The organism is Arthrobacter sp. NPDC080073 (assembly GCF_040686575.1).
Lineage (GTDB): Bacteria > Actinomycetota > Actinomycetes > Actinomycetales > Micrococcaceae > Arthrobacter.
The window spans coordinates 1-16,370 of record NZ_JBFBKR010000037.1 but is presented as its reverse complement, the minus strand read 5'-3'; the positions used below and the strand labels follow the sequence as shown (position 1 = coordinate 16,370).

The 16,370-nt window shown below is 64.3% G+C and carries 17 protein-coding genes and 1 tRNA gene; 7 read left to right on the top strand and 11 right to left on the bottom strand.

The window, feature by feature from the left end; translation table 11 throughout:
- Positions 1-38: 38 nt before the first annotated feature.
- The 4 genes from cysS to AB0O52_RS22900 all read right to left on the bottom strand — a co-directional run bounded on the left by cysS (position 39) and on the right by AB0O52_RS22900 (position 3,368).
- Positions 39-1,439, bottom strand: coding sequence for a cysteine--tRNA ligase (gene cysS / locus AB0O52_RS22915; protein WP_364542814.1), 1,401 nt, complete (start codon positions 1,437-1,439; stop codon positions 39-41).
- 57 nt (positions 1,440-1,496) lie between these two features.
- Positions 1,497-2,030, bottom strand: a complete 534-nt coding sequence (gene ispF / locus AB0O52_RS22910) for a 2-C-methyl-D-erythritol 2,4-cyclodiphosphate synthase (protein WP_364542812.1) — start codon at positions 2,028-2,030, stop codon at positions 1,497-1,499.
- Positions 2,030-2,812 (bottom strand): 2-C-methyl-D-erythritol 4-phosphate cytidylyltransferase, encoded by a 783-nt coding sequence (gene ispD / locus AB0O52_RS22905; RefSeq protein WP_364542809.1) that lies wholly within the window; start codon positions 2,810-2,812, stop codon positions 2,030-2,032. The genes ispF and ispD overlap by 1 nt, the downstream gene beginning before the upstream one ends.
- A gap of 73 nt (positions 2,813-2,885) precedes the next feature.
- Entirely contained in the window at positions 2,886-3,368 is a 483-nt protein-coding gene (locus tag AB0O52_RS22900; protein ID WP_011690592.1) for a CarD family transcriptional regulator, read from the bottom strand.
- A 295-nt stretch (positions 3,369-3,663) separates the two neighbouring features.
- Here AB0O52_RS22900 and AB0O52_RS22895 point away from each other — a divergent pair, with 295 nt between their 5' ends.
- Positions 3,664-4,236 (top strand): hypothetical protein, encoded by a 573-nt coding sequence (locus AB0O52_RS22895; protein WP_364542824.1) that lies wholly within the window; start codon positions 3,664-3,666, stop codon positions 4,234-4,236.
- Between the two features lie 161 nt (positions 4,237-4,397).
- On the opposite strand, the gene AB0O52_RS22890 is transcribed toward AB0O52_RS22895, so the two are convergent.
- Together AB0O52_RS22890 and AB0O52_RS22885 are read right to left on the bottom strand one after the other, a co-directional pair.
- Positions 4,398-5,078 (bottom strand): response regulator transcription factor, encoded by a 681-nt coding sequence (locus tag AB0O52_RS22890; RefSeq protein WP_059388662.1) that lies wholly within the window; start codon positions 5,076-5,078, stop codon positions 4,398-4,400.
- The gene (locus AB0O52_RS22885; RefSeq protein WP_364542821.1) at positions 5,075-6,280 is read right to left on the bottom strand and encodes an ATP-binding protein; all 1,206 of its coding nucleotides are present in this window, start codon (positions 6,278-6,280) and stop codon (positions 5,075-5,077) included. Before AB0O52_RS22885 ends, AB0O52_RS22890 begins: the two co-directional genes overlap by 4 nt.
- Before the next feature lie 205 nt (positions 6,281-6,485).
- Between AB0O52_RS22885 and phoU the strand changes: the two genes are divergently transcribed.
- Complete coding sequence (gene phoU / locus AB0O52_RS22880; RefSeq protein WP_364542806.1) at positions 6,486-7,139, top strand: phosphate signaling complex protein PhoU; 654 nt, start codon at positions 6,486-6,488, stop codon at positions 7,137-7,139.
- Positions 7,140-7,209: 70 nt separating this feature from the next.
- On the opposite strand, the gene AB0O52_RS22875 is transcribed toward phoU, so the two are convergent.
- Positions 7,210-7,956 carry a phosphoglyceromutase gene (locus AB0O52_RS22875; RefSeq protein WP_364542804.1) on the bottom strand — a complete coding sequence of 249 codons (747 nt, stop codon included), beginning with the start codon at positions 7,954-7,956 and terminating at the stop codon, positions 7,210-7,212.
- 132 nt (positions 7,957-8,088) lie between these two features.
- Between AB0O52_RS22875 and AB0O52_RS22870 the strand changes: the two genes are divergently transcribed.
- On the top strand, positions 8,089-8,898 hold the full coding sequence (locus tag AB0O52_RS22870) for a class I SAM-dependent methyltransferase (protein WP_364542818.1): 810 nt from the start codon (positions 8,089-8,091) through the stop codon (positions 8,896-8,898).
- Positions 8,899-8,910: 12 nt separating this feature from the next.
- Here the strand turns inward: AB0O52_RS22870 and AB0O52_RS22865 are convergent, their stop codons facing one another.
- The gene (locus AB0O52_RS22865) at positions 8,911-9,249 is read right to left on the bottom strand and encodes a DUF2516 family protein (RefSeq protein ID WP_364542802.1); all 339 of its coding nucleotides are present in this window, start codon (positions 9,247-9,249) and stop codon (positions 8,911-8,913) included.
- A gap of 10 nt (positions 9,250-9,259) precedes the next feature.
- Positions 9,260-10,444 carry an aminotransferase class I/II-fold pyridoxal phosphate-dependent enzyme gene (locus AB0O52_RS22860; protein ID WP_364542799.1) on the bottom strand — a complete coding sequence of 395 codons (1,185 nt, stop codon included), beginning with the start codon at positions 10,442-10,444 and terminating at the stop codon, positions 9,260-9,262.
- A 174-nt stretch (positions 10,445-10,618) separates the two neighbouring features.
- On the opposite strand from AB0O52_RS22860, the gene tmk reads away from it, so the two are divergent.
- The 3 genes from tmk to AB0O52_RS22845 are packed head-to-tail and all read left to right on the top strand — an operon-like array spanning position 10,619 to position 14,065.
- Positions 10,619-11,263 (top strand): dTMP kinase, encoded by a 645-nt coding sequence (gene tmk / locus AB0O52_RS22855; RefSeq protein ID WP_364542816.1) that lies wholly within the window; start codon positions 10,619-10,621, stop codon positions 11,261-11,263.
- A complete protein-coding gene (locus AB0O52_RS22850; protein WP_364542797.1) occupies positions 11,260-12,408 on the top strand; it encodes a DNA polymerase III subunit delta' in 1,149 nt (382 codons plus the stop codon). The genes tmk and AB0O52_RS22850 overlap by 4 nt, the downstream gene beginning before the upstream one ends.
- A 49-nt stretch (positions 12,409-12,457) precedes the next feature.
- Complete coding sequence (locus AB0O52_RS22845) at positions 12,458-14,065, top strand: alpha/beta hydrolase (protein WP_364542795.1); 1,608 nt, start codon at positions 12,458-12,460, stop codon at positions 14,063-14,065.
- Positions 14,066-14,208: 143 nt separating this feature from the next.
- Here AB0O52_RS22845 and AB0O52_RS22840 read toward each other — a convergent pair whose 3' ends face one another.
- Both AB0O52_RS22840 and AB0O52_RS22835 read right to left on the bottom strand, forming a co-directional pair.
- On the bottom strand, positions 14,209-14,985 hold the full coding sequence (locus AB0O52_RS22840) for a DUF559 domain-containing protein (protein ID WP_364542792.1): 777 nt from the start codon (positions 14,983-14,985) through the stop codon (positions 14,209-14,211).
- 175 nt (positions 14,986-15,160) lie between these two features.
- The gene (locus AB0O52_RS22835; protein ID WP_364542790.1) at positions 15,161-15,904 is read right to left on the bottom strand and encodes an HAD family hydrolase; all 744 of its coding nucleotides are present in this window, start codon (positions 15,902-15,904) and stop codon (positions 15,161-15,163) included.
- 222 nt (positions 15,905-16,126) lie between these two features.
- Here AB0O52_RS22835 and AB0O52_RS22830 point away from each other — a divergent pair.
- A tRNA-Thr gene (locus tag AB0O52_RS22830) sits at positions 16,127-16,199 on the top strand.
- Positions 16,200-16,370 lie beyond the last annotated feature (171 nt).

Genomic DNA, 16,370 nt, shown 5'->3' with positions numbered 1-16,370 from the left:
GCACTCAACGACGTCCGCGGCTAATACCAGTATAATCCCTAGACTGCCCTGCCCCGGGAGGTCCTGGTGCAAGCCAAGTTGTGGGCGCGCGCCTCGGCGCGCGCCAACAACTGGGCTTCCACGAGGACCTCCAGGGCCTGGGCAGTCTCGGAATTCTCCTGGACTTCGCCGCGGACGTCGTTCAGTCCAAGAACGGTGGTCATGGCCAGCACGGCCTGGAGCGCCTGCCGGGTCCCGGCGTCGTCCCCGGACGCCAGGGCCGTATTTCCGGCGCGGACGGTCTCGTGCAAGGCGCCAAGGGCCTGTGGGACGTTGAGATCGTCATCCATGGCAGCCGCGAAGGCATCCGGCACGGGACTCGACTCGGGGTGGGCGGCGAACTCGCCTCCGAACTTCTTGGAGGCTTTCGCAATAAAACCGTAGATACGCTCCACGGCAGCCGCAGCCTCTTGAAGCGAGGTGGGACGGTAGTCCAGGACGGAGCGATACTGCGCCTGGCCAAGGTAGTACCGGACAACGCGCGGACTTGCGAGCTCGAGCATCTCTCCGGGGCTTACTGTGTTGCCCACGGACTTGGACATCTTTTCGCCCTCATACGTGACCATGCCGTTGTGCAGCCAAAAGTTGGCAAACGCGTCGCCCGCAGCCTGCGATTGTGCCATCTCGTTCTCGTGGTGCGGGAAGCGGAGGTCCAATCCGCCGCCGTGGATGTCGAATTGCTGGCCCAGGTACTTCGTGGCCATGGCGGAGCATTCAAGATGCCAACCCGGCCGGCCGGTTCCCCACGGCGATACCCAGCTCGCCGTCGTCGGCTCCCCGTCTTTGTAGCCCTTCCACAGCGCAAAGTCGCGCGGGTCGCGCTTCCTGTTGCTGAATTGCGGCTCGACGTCGGCGGCTCCCTGCATGTCGTCGATGTTCTGGCGGGTCAGCGAGCCGTACTTGCTCCAGGAGCGGACGTCGAAGTAGACGTCTCCGGAGTTGTCCAGTGCGGGGTAGGCGTGGCCGCGGTCGATGAGCCTTTGAATGAGGGCGTGCATCTCCGGGATGTGGCCGGTGGCGCGAGGCTCGTAGGTGGGGCGGGAAACGCCGAGGACGTCGTAGGCCTGCTCGAATTCCTGCTCGTAGCGGTAGGCCAGGGCCCACCATTCTTCCTCGGCCTTGGCTGTGGGTTCCTCAGCCCAGTCCGGCCCGAAGGACTGGGCCGACTTGGCGAGGATCTTGTCGTCGATGTCGGTGACGTTGCGGACAACGGTGACACGCAGGCCGCGGTATTCAAGCCAACGGGTCAACTGGTCGAAAGCGATCGCGGAACGGACATGTCCCACGTGCGGCATCCCCTGCACCGTGGCACCGCAGTAGTAGACGCTGGCCTTGCCGGCTTCAAGGGGAACGAAGTCGCGGACTTCGGCGGATGCAGTGTCGTAAAAGCGCAGGGTCACCGCTCCAGATTAGCGGATGCGGACCCTCCGGCTTCGTTGCACACCGTCTGTCTCTGTTTAGGCGCCGTCGCTTGGGGGCGCGGCCTGCACGGCGTAGACGAGCGCCGTGGCAACGGCGGAGATGCCCTCGCCACGCCCCGTGAAACCCAGGCCATCGCTCGTGGTTGCCGTGACGCTGACGGAAGCTCCTGCGGCGGCGCTGAGGACACGCTGGGACTCTTCACGCCTGGGCCCGAACTTTGGCCTATTGGCAACGAACTGCACTGCCACGTTGCCGATCTCGAAACCGGCAGCCCGGACAATCCTGGCCGCCTCCCCCAGGAGTTTCACCCCGGACGCACCTGCGAACTCGGGGCGGTCGGTACCGAAATGCGTGCCAAGATCACCAATGCCGCAAGCGGAGAAGAGTGCGTCAGCGGCCGCATGGGCAACGCAATCGCCGTCGGAATGCCCGGAAAGTCCGCGTTCCCCTTCCCAAAACAGCCCGCCGAGCCATAACGGCTGCGGATCGTTCTCGGGTGCGTAGGCGTGCACGTCTACCCCGATGCCCGTGCGCGGCAGAATCATCGCCGGGTTCCCGGAGGCGGTCATCAGCCTTCCACCCAGCGGACTCCGAGCGGCCCTTCCAGCAAGCCCTCGGCAATGATGAGATCCAGCGGCGTGGTGATCTTCAGTGATTGGCTGGCGCCGCGGACTGCGTGGACAGGCACACCGAGGAGCTCGACCAGCATTGCGTCATCGGTGACTGCCGCCGACTGCTTGTCGTCGAACGTCGCGGCCGCCGCGTGGGCGCGCAGCAACGTCTCATAGTCGAATCCCTGCGGAGTCTGCACGGCACGAAGTTGTTCGCGCGGGGCGGTGCCGGTGACGATCTCCGGCGCGATTCCGGCGTCGTATCCGTCGGTTTCCGCAACCATCTTGACGGTATCCACCACCGGAATGGCAGGAATGACCGCCTTGGCGCCCGACGAGAGCGCGGATGCCACGCGGTGGAACACCCGTTCGGGAGTCAGTGCGCGCGCGGCGTCGTGGACCAGCACAGCGCGCGTTCCCTCAAGGAGCGCGCCAAGGGCGGCGCGGACCGAAGCGGCACGGGTGGATCCGCCGTCGACCACTGTGATCAGCGGACCGTCAGCGCCAAGTTCTTGCCGGAATTGCTCGCAAAGCTCGCGCAACGCCAGGTCCCCTGCAGGGACGGCCACGCAGATCTGCCGGGCAACGTCCGCCGTCGCGACCCCGCGAAGTGCATGGGTGAGGATCGTTTCGCCGCCCAGCGGAACTTTTGCCTTGGGCATGCCGTAGCCAAGCCGCTCCCCGGAGCCTGCCGCAACGACGACGACGGCGGTGGCCTCGCGTTGGGATGGTGTAGTCATGCGCCCAAGCCTACGTGGCAAAAGGAAACCCCGGCGGCAGGTTGCCACCGGGGTTCAAATCTGTGAATCTCTGTTAGGAAGCCAGAACTTCGTCGAGAACGCTTGCGGCCTTCTCTTCGTCGGTCTTCTCAGCCAATGCCAGTTCTGAAATCAGAATCTGACGGGCTTTGGCCAGCATTCGCTTTTCACCTGCGGAAAGGCCGCGATCGTGATCACGGCGCCAAAGATCGCGGACGACCTCTGCAACTTTGATGACGTCGCCGGAAGCAAGCTTCTCGAGGTTTGCCTTGTAGCGACGGGACCAGTTGGTGGGCTCTTCAGTGAACTCGGCGCGGAGAACGTCAAATACGTGCTCCAAGCCTTCCTTGCCCACTACGTCGCGAACCCCAACAAGGTCTACGTTTTCTGCTGGAACTTCAATGGTCAGATCACCCTGAGCCACCTTGAGCTTGAGATACATTTTCTCTTCGCCCTTGATAGTGCGCATCTTGATTTCTTCAATTTTTGCTGCACCGTGGTGAGGGTAAACTACTGTCTCGCCGACCTCAAAAACCATGTGGACTTTCCCCTTTCCCGCAGACCAGTTTATCACGCTTAAGGCATACGATTGGCACGGAAAGGGGTCCTGAGCCCTGTAAATACGCGGAAAATGGCCATTTCGGCCCTCCGGCACCCTCTTGACGGGAGGGCACAAAAGTGCATAGGACCCAGCGTTCCGGCTGACCCTACTCCTTCTGGAGGGCCGCCACAATGGTGATCGGAATCCTTGTTCCTGCCAGTTTGCCGATAGGCTATGGCTGAAAAGTGTTCCAATGACTCTTAGAGGAGTACGTGTCGTGCGCATTACTGCGATGAACCGTGTCCAGCGCGGCAAAATGGCGATGGCTGCGGCCGCCATCAGCATCGGTCTCTTGTCCGTGACCGGCTGTGGCTACATCAACCCCCAGCAGACCAACGAGCAGTATTCTCCGTCTGACGGCGTCAGGGAAGACCTCGGTCCGCTTCAGCTGCGCAACATGCTCATCGTCGCCACGGATGCCAACAAGCCAGGACGCGTCATTGGTGCCGTGTTCAACACTTCCTCGAGCGATGCGACCCTCACGATCAGTGGCGCGGGCGGGTCACAGGCGACCATTCCGGTCAAGGCCAAGTCCCAGACCTACCTCAACGAGACCACCGACGCAGCCGTTCTGAGCACGAGCGGCGGGGCCCCGGGTTCCATGGTTTCCGTGACCATCAAGACCGGCTCCGATTCCCGCGCCGTGCAGTTGCCGGTCCTGGACGCTTCCTTGAAGGAATACACGAAGTACCTCCCCACCGTTTCCGCTTCTCCGAGCCCCTCGGCCAGTGGTTCCGCCACCCCAAGCAGCGGGTCCACCTCAAGCAGCAGCGCGACCCCGACGCAGAGCGCCACCGGCCACTAGGCGGCCGGCGCCTGGCGTCGGCTGGCGTCGCTCAAGCTGGCGGCCGGCGTCGCTCCTGCGGGCAACAAGCCGGCTCCACGAAGTCAAAAGGAAGGGCTCCCGCGATGGGAGCCCTTCCTTTTCGTTCTTGTCCTTCCGGGTTGCCCTGCCCGCGCGGGTTCCTACGGCTCGAACTTGTAGCCCAGGCCCCGCACCGTGACGAGGTAGCGGGGAACCGAGGGGTCCGGCTCGATCTTGCTGCGCAAGCGCTTCACGTGGACGTCCAGGGTCTTGGTGTCGCCCACGTAGTCGGAGCCCCAGACGCGGTCGATCAGCTGACCGCGGGTGAGCACCCGGCCCGAATTGCGAAGGAGCATCTCAAGGAGTTCGAATTCCTTGAGCGGAAGCGATACCTGTTCGCCGTTGACACTCACTACATGCCGCTCGATGTCCATGCGCACAGGACCGGCCTGCACAGTGGACGTGATGAGTTCCTCCGGCTCGCCTTGCCGGCGCAGCACAGCACGCACGCGCGCCACGAGTTCCCTGGAGGAGTACGGCTTGGTGACGTAGTCGTCCGCGCCGAGTTCCAGGCCAACCACTTTGTCGATTTCCGAGTCCTTGGCTGTCAGCATGATGACCGGGACGCTGGAACGCTGGCGCAGTTGCCTGCAGACCTCGGTGCCGGGGGTCCCCGGAAGCTGCAAGTCCAGCAGCACGAGGTCGGCCCCGTTGCGGTCGAACTCCACCAAGGCGTCACTGCCGTTGTCCACCACCTGGACATCGAAGCCTTCCTTGCCCAATAGGTAGGACAGGGGGTCGCTGAACGACTCTTCGTCCTCCACGATCAGAATCCTGCTCAAGCGCCAGCTCCTTGTTCTAGGGCGCGCACAGCGCCCGTCGTTTGAATCACGCTTCGAGGCTTCGCCCCGGCGTCGTTGTCGTCCTGGCCTTCCATTTCCGGAAGGCGGATGGTGAAAGTAGAACCTTGGCCTGGCTGGGACCAGACGGTGACCTCGCCGCCGTGGTTGGACACCACGTGTTTGACGATACTCAGGCCCAAGCCTGTTCCGCCGGTCTGCCGGGACCTCGCCGCATCCACGCGGTAGAAGCGTTCGAAGATGCGTTCCTGGTCCTCCGGGCTGAGGCCCTCACCCTGGTCAGTGACTGAAATGGCAACCACGCCCTCTTTGGCGCGGACCCCCACTCCCACACGGGTGTTCTCCGGCGAATACCGAATGGCGTTGTCGATCAGGTTCCGCAAGGCGGTCACCAGCAGGTCCTGGTCCCCGAAAACCATTGTTTCCGAGCGTCCGCCGACGACGATCTTAATGTTCTTGAGCTCGGCCGGGAGCTGCGAACGGTCCACGGCCTCGGCGATCACCGTATTGATGTCCACGGCGTGCCCTTGCTGTGCCACGTTGGCGCCCTGAAGCCGGGACAGCTCGATAATGTCCTGGACCAGCGCGGCGAGCCGTGTCGATTCCTTGTGCATGCGCTTCGCGAAGCGACGCACTGCTTCTTCGTCGTCCGGGCTCGCCTCAAGAGCCTCCGCCAGCAGCGAGATGGCGCCCACCGGCGTCTTGAGTTCGTGCGAAACGTTCGCCACGAAGTCGTTGCGGATCTCTTCGGTGCGGGTGATTTCGGTGCGGTCATCGGCCAGCAGGACGATATATTCCCATCCGAGCATGGCTGCCCGTACCTGCACCACGATGGTTCCCTTACCCAGGGGACCCCGGGGCAACTCGAAAGTCTCTTCCAGGATCACGCCGTCGCGCCGCACCTTTGCGGTCATGTCCAGCAACTGCTTGTGCACCACCGTGTGGCCCCTGACGAGGCCGTATGCGTAGGCCGCGGGACTGGCCCGGACGACGCCGTCGATCGCGTCCACCACGACGAAGGCGCGCCCGACGACGGACAGCACCTCCGCGGCTCCCTCCGGAAGCAGCGGCTCGGTGACGTCCAGGTCCACGATCTTCCGCTGCCGTTCACTGAGCCTGAACGCGAGCACGCCAAAGACGCCGCACGACAGGCCGACTAGGCCTGCGATGACACCGATGAGCACTGGATCCACGGATCTAGCTTATGCGCTCAAAACACTGCAAAATATGGAACGGTCACCAAACGGCCCCGGTTCAGCTAACGTTCACCTAAAGGTGCGCAATCGTTCATTGACCGCTGCCACCCTTACTAGTTGGACCGTAGTTAGTGTGATGATTTTCGCGCCGCCAGAAGGGTGCGGAGGAGATTTCCAAGGAGAGGACGCCACCGTGCGCAAGGTTTTTCAGGAGGAGCTCATCCAGGTCGGTGAGGACCTCATCGAGATCTCAAAACTGGTCACTGACGCGATCCAGAACGCAACCACCGCATTCGAAGGGGCCGACGTCGATCTCGCCCAGGACGTCATTGCCGCCGATGCCCGGATCGACTTCCTGCAGAACGGCCTCGACGAACGGGCCATCGACATCCTGGCCCTCCAGGGCCCCGTGGCAAGCGATCTCCGGATGATTGTCGGCTCCCTGCGGATGAGCGCATCCCTGGAGCGCATGGGTGACCTCGCCCGGCACGTGGCCCAGTTGGCCCGCTTGCGCTACCCGGCCACGGTCATCCCCGAGCAGCTGACGGCAACGTTCAAGGACATGGCCCGCCTGGACCTCGAAATCATCCAGAAGGTCACCCTGCTCCTGGAGTCCCGCGACCTGGAAGTTGCACGGGACATCCTCAAGCTCAACATCCGGGTAGACGATCTGCACCTGAGCGTCTTCAGGGCAATCGCCGATCCCGCGTGGGCCGAGACCGCCGCCACCACTGTGGATGTGGCCCTCGCCAGCCGCTACTTCGAGCGTTTCGCCGACCACGGCGTTTCCGTTGCCCGCAAGGTGACCTACCTGGTCACCGGTGAATGGCAGCCGGAAGGCTTCTAGCCAGTCGTAGGAAACAGAGACGCCGGCCGGCCCACCTCGCGGTGGGCCGGCCGGCGTCGTTTTCTCAAGCTTATTTCTTGCCTTGGGCAGCCACAGCCTTGATCGACTCTGCCGCGGCCTCGGGGTCGAGGTAGGTTCCGCCGGGGTTGAGCGGGTGGAAGTTCTCGTCCAGGTCGTAGACCAACGGGATGCCCGTGGGGATGTTCAGGCCCGTGATGTCTTCGTCGCTGATGCCGTCCAGGTGCTTGACGAGGGCGCGCAGGGAATTGCCGTGGGCCGTGACCAGGACCGTCTTGCCAGCCTTGAGGTCTTCCTTGATGTCGGATTCCCAGAACGGCAGCAGACGCACGAGGACATCCTTGAGGCACTCGGTGCGCGGCAGGGCGTCGCCGAGGCCCGCGTAGCGCACGTCGTTCACCTGGGAGAACTCGCTATCATCGGAAAGGGCGGGCGGCGGGGTGTCGTAGCTGCGACGCCATTCCATGAACTGCGCTTCACCGAACTCGGCGAGGGTCTGGGCTTTGTCCTTGCCCTGCAGCGCGCCGTAGTGGCGCTCGTTGAGGCGCCAGTCACGCTTGACCGGAATCCAGCCGCGGTCGGCCTTGTCCAAGGCGATGTTCGCGGTGTTGATGGCCCGCTTGAGCAGGGACGTGTACAGGATGTCCGGGAGAACGTTGTTCTCGACCAGGAGCTCTCCGCCGCGCGCAGCTTCCTCGCGGCCTTGGTCGTTCAGGTCGACGTCCACCCAGCCGGTGAACAGGTTCTTGGCGTTCCAGTCGCTGTGGCCGTGGCGCAGCAGAATCAGCTTGTAAGTCATGCTTTTCATCCTAAGCGATCAGGCCTTGCCGTTGCCGGGCGTTACGTCGCAACGCGGGGTCACTTAGCGCCGATGTTTGTGCGCCGGATGGGCCGTAAGTGACCCCGCGTTGGAGGATAAAGTGGGACGGTGGTGCAAAAAGCGGAGCGGGTGCAGGGAAGACGCGGCAAACCCGTGGGCAACATCACCAGGGGCACCACCAATCCCAACCGCATGCGCCGGCTGGATCGCTGGCTGGCGGGCCCACAGTCTTGGCGGCTGCGCTCCGCCGTCGACCCCTTGGTAGTCGACCTCGGCTACGGCGCTTCCCCGGCCACCGCCGTCGAGCTCTTCGAAAGGCTCCAGGCAGTCCGCCCCGACGTCCGCGTGTGCGGGATCGAGATCGAACCCGAGCGCGTCAGTACCGCGAAATCCCTGGAAAGGCCCGGGCTCAGCTTCCATGTGGGCGGTTTCGAGGTTCCCGTTCCAGGTAATCCCGTGCTGGTGCGGGCCTTCAACGTGCTGCGGCAATACGAGGAGCCGGATGTCGCGGGGATCTGGGCGCTCGTGCAGTCACGGCTGGCACCGCAGGGATTGTTCATCGACGGCACGTGTGACGAAATCGGCCGCAGGGTGACGTGGGTTGCGTTGGATTCGGGCGGGCCCTTGAGCCTGAGCCTGTCAATGCGTTTCGGCGGCTTCGAACTGCCCTCCGACGTGGCCGAACGGCTGCCGAAGGCACTCATCCACCGCAATGTCCCAGGGGAACGCATTCATGGTTTCCTGAATGCCCTGGACCAGGCCTGGTTGGAGGCCGCACCGCTTGCGTCGTTTGGTAACAAGCAGCGGTGGACGGCCATGTGCCAATCAATGCGCGACGCCGGCTGGCCCCTTCAGGACGGCGCGTCGCGCTGGCGCCTGGGGGAACTTACCGTCGACTGGTCGGCGGTGGCCCCGGAGTAGGGTGCAGGCCGGTCACCAGGGACCGTAGGGCCCCTGGTTGCGGCCGCTGTTGCCTATTTCCTTCACCGCGGGACGAACGTCCGCCAAGTAGACACACGCCGCGGTCACGGCGGCGATGCCAAAGAGGCCAAGGCCACCGCCGTTGCCGAGGACGGAGAGGCCGCCGATTACCGCGGCGACGCCGGTCAGGGCCAGCCAGAAGGTCTTGGTGCGCTTGGATGCGGCTTCGAAGGACGAGGGTTTGTGGCGCAGGCAATCGACCAGTGCCCACAGCTCCAAAGCGAAGGCAACCAGCCCCAGAATGAACCAAATCCCATTCTGGATGTTTGAAATCAAAATTTTTCCGTCCACGCCCTCAAGCCTAGCGGTCTAGAGACTTCAGCGCTTGCTCCAAATCCGCCCAGAGGTCTTCGACGTTCTCGATCCCGACGCTCATCCTGACCAGGTTGTCCGGCACACTGAGCGGCTCGGCGGTATGCCGGCGTCGGCGTTCGATGAGGGATTCGACGCCGCCCAGCGACGTCGCCGGGATCCACAACCGCAATGCGCGAACCAGTTCATCTGCTGCGTCGGCACCGCTGCGGGTTCCGTCTCCGGCCAGCTGGATACACAGGATCGAACCGAAGCCCTTCATCTGGGACTTGGCCCGTTCATGGCCGGGATCGTCCCGTAGACCCGGGAAGCGGATGGATTCGACGCGCGGATGGGTACTGAGCCGCTCGGCCAACGTTGCGGCAGAAGCTTGCGAGCGCTCGATCCGGAGTGCCAGCGTGCGCAGGCCGCGGAGCGCGAGCCAGGCCTCGAAGGGACCTGCGATACCGCCGTGGATGATGCGGTGGTGGAGGAGTTCCGCGCGCAGCCCGGCGTTGGAGGTCACCAAGGCACCGAGTACGACGTCGGAGTGTCCGGCCAGGTATTTCGTCACCGAATGGAGTACGACGTCGGAGCCCAGCGTGAGGGGCTGCTGGACAAGCGGGGTGGAGAAGGTGTTGTCCGTGACGACGATGGCGCCTGCCGCATGGGCGGCTGCGGCCAGCGCCCGGACGTCGGCGATGCCGAGCATCGGGTTGGTGGGGCTTTCAATCCACAGCATGCTGGCAGGCTTGCCATCCGCGGGGGCGAGCTGCGCCTTGACCGCATCGGTGTCCGCGATGTCAACGGTCCGCAGCTCAAGGATGCCCTTGGCCGCGAGTTCGGTGGCCATGACGAGCGATCCTGCGTAGCTGTGCGTTGGCATGACGAGCACCCCGCCAGCCGGCACGAGCGACAACGCGGAGCTGACCGCGGCCAGGCCCGAGGCGTAGAGCAAGCCCGGCAGCTCGGCGCCCTCCAGCTGGGCCAGTGCTTCCTCGAACGGGTCCCAGGTGGGGTTGGCGTAGCGCCCGTAGCCGCGGTCGCCGTCGCTCAATGCTCCCGTGCCGAAATACGTCGAGGACAGAACGATGGGCGGGTTGACGGGCTGGTCATGGCTGCGTTCGGGACGGCCCGCCGCCACCACCACAGTGTCAGGGGACAGATCTGCGGCATGCTCTCGGGAAAGACTCATTGCTCCAGCCTACGGCGCGGGGAACGGGCGCTGGAAAGGTGTTACGGCTGAGTCCCGGCGAGCGGCAGGGCGCGTCCCGCGCAGGTTGGCGAGCGCCGTCGTCGGGCACTGTCAGTGTTCCTCTGTACGCTTAGATCCGTGACTACGCAGCGCCTCAAGCAGGACCAGAGCCCCATGCCGGACCAGCGCCCGGGACTCTTCATCGCCTTCGAGGGCGGAGACGGGGCGGGCAAGTCCACGCAGGCCGCCCGCCTGGCTGAGTCGCTCGAGTCGCTCGGCTTCACCGTGCTTCGCACCCGCGAGCCCGGGGGCACGCCGATCGGCGAGAAGCTGCGTTCCCTCGTGCTGGACCACGGCCACGGCACCATCGATCCCAGGACCGAAGCCCTCATGTTCGCAGCGTCACGGGCCGCCCACGCATGCCAGGTCATCCGACCGGCCTTGGCACAGGGTTCAGTGGTGATCACGGACCGCTACATAGACTCCTCCGTCGCCTACCAAGGCGCTGGCAGGGACCTCGGGACCGTGGACGTCAGGCGGCTCAACGAATGGGCCACCGAAGGACTCGAACCGGACCTGACAGTACTCCTCGACGTCCACCCGGGCGACGGCCGGGACCGCAGGACTGCCGGAGAAGCCGCCGAGGACCGGCTCGAGTCGGAACCGGACGATTTCCACGCCCGCATCCGTGCCGCGTTCCTGGAACTGGCGGAGGCACACCCGGAGACGTACCTCGTGCTACCCGCCAAGGACGACATCGAGGGCCTCGCAGCGCAGATCCTCCGGCGCGTGCAGGACTTGCTCGGGAGCCGCACGTGAGTGTCTGGGACGAGCTCCAGGGCCAGGCGCCCGTCGTCGCCCAATTGCGCGCGGCCGCCCAAGGCGAAGGCCTCACGCACGCGTGGTTGTTCACCGGACCGCCGGGATCCGGCCGCTCCAACGCGGCCAAGGCATTCGCGGCGGCATTGAACTGTGAACAGGACGATGTTGCACTTCGAGGCTGCGGCGAATGTGCGTCGTGCCGGACCATCCTTGGCGAAACCCACTCCGACGTGACCTTTGTCCGCACCGAGAAGGTCACCATCACCATCGAAGAAGCCCGCCAGCTGGTGTCCAAGGCGGGCGACCGGCCGGCGTCGGGCCGTTGGCGCATCATCGTGGTGGAGGACGCGGACCGGATGGCCGAACGCACCACCAACGTACTCCTCAAGGCAATCGAGGAACCCACGCCCCGGACCATCTGGATGCTGTGCGCGCCGTCGCCCGCTGATGTGCTGGTCACTATCCGTTCGCGCTGCCGCCCGGTAAGCCTCCGGATTCCGCCGGCTGCCGACGTCGCCGCCCTGCTGGTGAGGCGCGACGGCGTCGACCCCGCCATCGCGGACCGGGCCGCCCGCGCCGCCCAAAGCCACATCGGAATCGCACGTCGGCTGGCCCGCGACCCGGAGGCCAGGGAGCGCCGGATGGAAACCGTCCGTTTCCCGCTGGGCCTGCGGGGCGTCACTGCGGCGGTGATGATGGCCGAAAAGCTGGTCAAGATCGCGACCGATGAAGCCAACAGCTCCAACGACGAACGTGACGCTGCCGAGAAGGTCGCCCTGCTCGCGAGCCTGGGCGCTCCGGAGTCCGGGACCCTGCCGCCGTCGATGCGCAGCCAGGTGCGGCAGCTTGAAGAAGAGCAGAAGCGGCGTGCCAAGCGCTCCATCACAGATTCCCTCGACCGCACGCTGACCGATCTGTTGTCCTTCTACCGGGACGTCCTGGTCATCCAGTTAGGGAACGCCGTGGAGTTGGTCAACGTTGAGCTTAGGAGTGAACTGGAGGCCTACGCGGCCGGCTCCACGCCTGAAACCACCTTGGCGCGAATGGATGCCATCAATAAGGCGCGCGTGCGGATCACCACGACCAACGTGGCACCGCTGCTGGCCGTTGAGTCCATGGCGAGCAGCCTGATTCAGCAATAGCCGGATAGTTTAGAAGTACAGCACGCTTCCCCAGCCTGAGGAGAAACGCATGACCCCCGCACGACGCCGGCCCGCCGGGTCCAGTTCCAGGACACGGTTCCCCTCACTGCGGCGGGCGGCAACGGCAGTCGCAGCCACGGTCTCCGCCAGCCTCCTGCTGAGCGGCTGCGTGTTCTCGGTACCGGTGCCCAACGATGGCGCCGGCAACGGGTCCGGGGGCGGCAACGTCAGCAGCCCCGACGCGTCCATCGCCGCAGCGGCGCCGGCAGGACTGGAGAGCTTCTACTCCCAAAAGGTTAACTGGACCTCCTGTGAGCAGGGATTCCAATGCGCCAACATCAAAGTGCCGGTTGACTATGCCAAACCCGATGGTGAGAGCATCTCCATCGCGGCGATCCGGCTCCAGAGCCAGGGCGCGAAGAAAGGCTCGCTGCTGGTCAATCCCGGCGGCCCCGGCGCTTCAGGCTATGACTTCGTCAGGGACGCGGCGAAGACGCACTTCACCAGCAAGCTGCGGTCCAGCTTCGACCTGGTGGGCTTCGACCCGCGCGGCGTCAAGCGGTCGGCACCGGTGACGTGCCTCAGCGATGCCGAGCGGGACGCTTCCCGCGAGAAGGTCTACAACTATCACACGGACCAGGGCATCGCCGCGGCACTGGCCGACACGAAGGCGATCAATGCCAAGTGCGTGGAAAAATCCGGGCCCGCACTTCCGCACATTGACACCGTCAGCTCCGCCAAGGACATGGACATCCTCCGCGCAGTGCTCAACGACGCGAAACTCAACTACCTCGGCTTCTCCTATGGAACCTCGCTCGGTGCCACCTATGCGTCCCTGTTCCCGAACAACGTCGGCAAGCTCGCTTTGGATGGCGCAGTGGATCCGTCCCTCAACAACGAAGACCTCACCGCTGGGCAGGCAGAGGCGTTCGAAAAGGAACTCCGCACTTATGTGGCGGATTGCCAGGCAAAGTCCGGATGCCCCATGACCGGCAGCGTCGATAGTGGCGTGCAGCAGATCCAGGACCTGATTGCCGACGTCGAACAGAATCCCAAGCGCGCCAAGGACGGCCGCTTGGTCACCGGGGCGACGTTTGTCAGCGGTATTTTCACCCCGCTCTACGACAACGAATCGTGGCCTGTCCTTACCCAGGCTTTGGTGGCCGCGTTCAAGGGCGACGTGTCGCTCATGCTTCGGATTGCCGACTTTGGCGCGGACAGGGACCCGAACGGCACCTATACGTCAAACACCACGTTCGCTTTCAACGCCATCAACTGCCTTGACTACCCCATGGTGACGGACACCGCCGGGATGCGTTCCGAGGAAGCCCGGCTGAAGCAACTCTCCCCCACCTTCGGCTATTACTTCGCCTACGGCGGCATCAACTGCAAGGACTGGCCCTACAAGCCGGTGCATACGCCCGCTCCCGTCAAGTACACCGGGGCGGCGCCGATCGTGGTTATTGGCACCACCGGGGATCCCGCGACGCCTGTCGCCTGGGCTGGTTCCCTTCGGAAGCAACTCGGCAACGCTTCCCTCGTGACGTGGAAGGGCGAAGGCCACACCGCCTACGGTCGCTCCAACCAATGCGTGTCCGACGCCGTCGACAACTACTTCGTGGATGGAAAGGTGCCTTCGGACGGGACTATGTGCTGACCGCTTTGCGGCCGTTTTTGGCGGGCCGTTTTTGGGGGGACCGTTTTTGGGGGGACACCACTTCTGACCGTTTTTGGAGCCCGGTTGAGCCGATCGCGGGCGGCGAGACGGGGATGTTTGATGCCAGGTGCCCGCAAAGATGGTCATTTGTTGAGGCGTAGCCCTGAATGGTGGGCCCGGATGGCGGCCTGCACTTCCGCGACCATGGCCTCCGGATGATGAACAACGTCCTCGTAGAAGTACCTCAACACAGTGAAGCCGCCGGCAACAGAAGTGTTGTCCCGGCGTCGATCCCTCTTGATGGCCCGGGGTTCGAAATGCGTCTTGCCGCCCAGCTCAACGATCAAAAAGCGCTCGACGACGAAATCGACCTCCCCCACGCCGGGCAGTTCCACGTGCTGCACGAAAGCGATTCCAGCCTGTTGGAAGTGCATGGCCGCCAGTGGTTCAAGCAGGGAATCGGCTCGCCGGCGCACGAGATCCAGGACGTCCCTCGCCCGGCCGTTCCGGTTGCCGGGCAGCTTTCCGCGTAGGAACTCGGTGGCTATGTCGCCACGCGCAACGGCACACTGCACCATGACCAACGCATCAGCAGGCGGCCGGCATCGCAAGGCATGCAACAGCACATCGGCAAGAGCTGCCACCGGCCGGCCCGGCAACGCCGGCAACGAGGCGCTCCGGTGCAGCACTACGCCGTCGCGGGGTAGCCCGTTGCCGCAGACCAAATGGAGCTCGCTGGCGGGATGCAGTTGCCAAAGTCCATAGTGTGGGGCAGCCGAAACGCATGTGAGGACACCTCCGTGCCGAAAGGCTTCGGCGAATTCCGGAGGTGCACCCGCCAAAGCCACGACGCCGCGACACGGAACCACCACTCCGCCCCGCCGTTCCGCAGTTCTGAGCTGCCAGATCCATGGCTCCACGATGCCGGCGTGGAGGGTTGGTGCGGAGCCTCCAATACTCCTATGTGGACAACTTCATCCTTTTTGGCCGCCACAAGTGACCACTATTGCCTGCCTCCCTGCGGCGTAGATGGCGGATTGACGGCTTCCGCGTAGCTGAGATGGGGCCAAAAGTGGTAGGTCGTTGACGGCAAGGCTAGAGCCGTGCGGCGCGGGGCTCCAGCAGCGCGGGAAGGTACTTGACTGAGGGCACGACGGCGGTGGCCCCGGCCGCTCGCAAAGCCGCCTCGGAGTGGAAGCCAGTGAGTACACCCACCACGGCGGAGGCGCCGGAGCGAACGCCGGACAACATATCCGAGCTCGTGTCCCCCACCACCACGACCTCGCGGACATCGTCCAGGTCAAGGGCCAACACTGCCGTGAGAATCATGTCCGGGTAAGGGCGACCGCGGCCGGCGTCGGCGGGGCACAGGCTGAGATCCGCCTTCCCCATCCAGCCCAAGGACTCAAGCACCATGTTCTGGGTGTGCCGGCCGAATCCCGTGGCCAGGCAGACTTTCATGCCGGAGTCCCGCATCCAGTCGATGGTTTCCTCGGCGCCTGGAATAGCCCGGACGCCGCCGTCGGCAATCAGATCGTCGTAGGCGCGTTCGAAGGCCTTGTTGGCGCTCTCAGCCCGTTGAGGTTCTTCGAAAAGGTGGCTGAAAACGGTCAACTTGGAAAAACCCATGGTGTCCCGGGCGTAGCCGAGCATGCTTTCGAAACGGGGCGAACCAGGCTCGACGCCGTTCTCCTGCAGGGCGAGGGACATCGCGCGCTCGGTACGGCCATCGTCGGTAATCGTGGTGCCCACCATGTCCAAGACAGCAAGCCGGAGCCGCTGAGCACGGTGCGCCCCGACGTCGTCCGCGTTGATCCTCTTGCTGCTGTCCATGCTCATGGCGCCCCTTCGCTGGTTGGTGACCGAAATCGTGCGGCCACGTTAGTCCGCCCAGCTTGCCCCCGGTCCGCGACGACGGCCTGAACCCGGCGCGACGAACGGGTGAATTCCGCGACAACGGCGGCACGGGAGCTCCGCCCGGAGCTGTTTTGACCCGGACGAGGTGACTCTATTACAGTTGTATCTTGCGTGATTCAGCCGGTACCCGGACGATAGCGCGGTGCTTCCTTAGCTCAGTCGGTAGAGCGTTTCACTCGTAATGAAAAGGTCATCAGTTCGATTCTGATAGGAAGCTCTGACAGAACCCCGTATTCCCGCTTGTTCAGCGGGAATGCGGGGTTCTTTGGTGGTTTCATGGCTCGGTCGATCCGGGGGTTATAGGACAAAACGTGTGTAAATCCCGGGCGCGTCATGTGCGGCCTGCCCATCCTTTTCGGGTCCAGAGGCCTTCTTCGGCGCTGAGGCC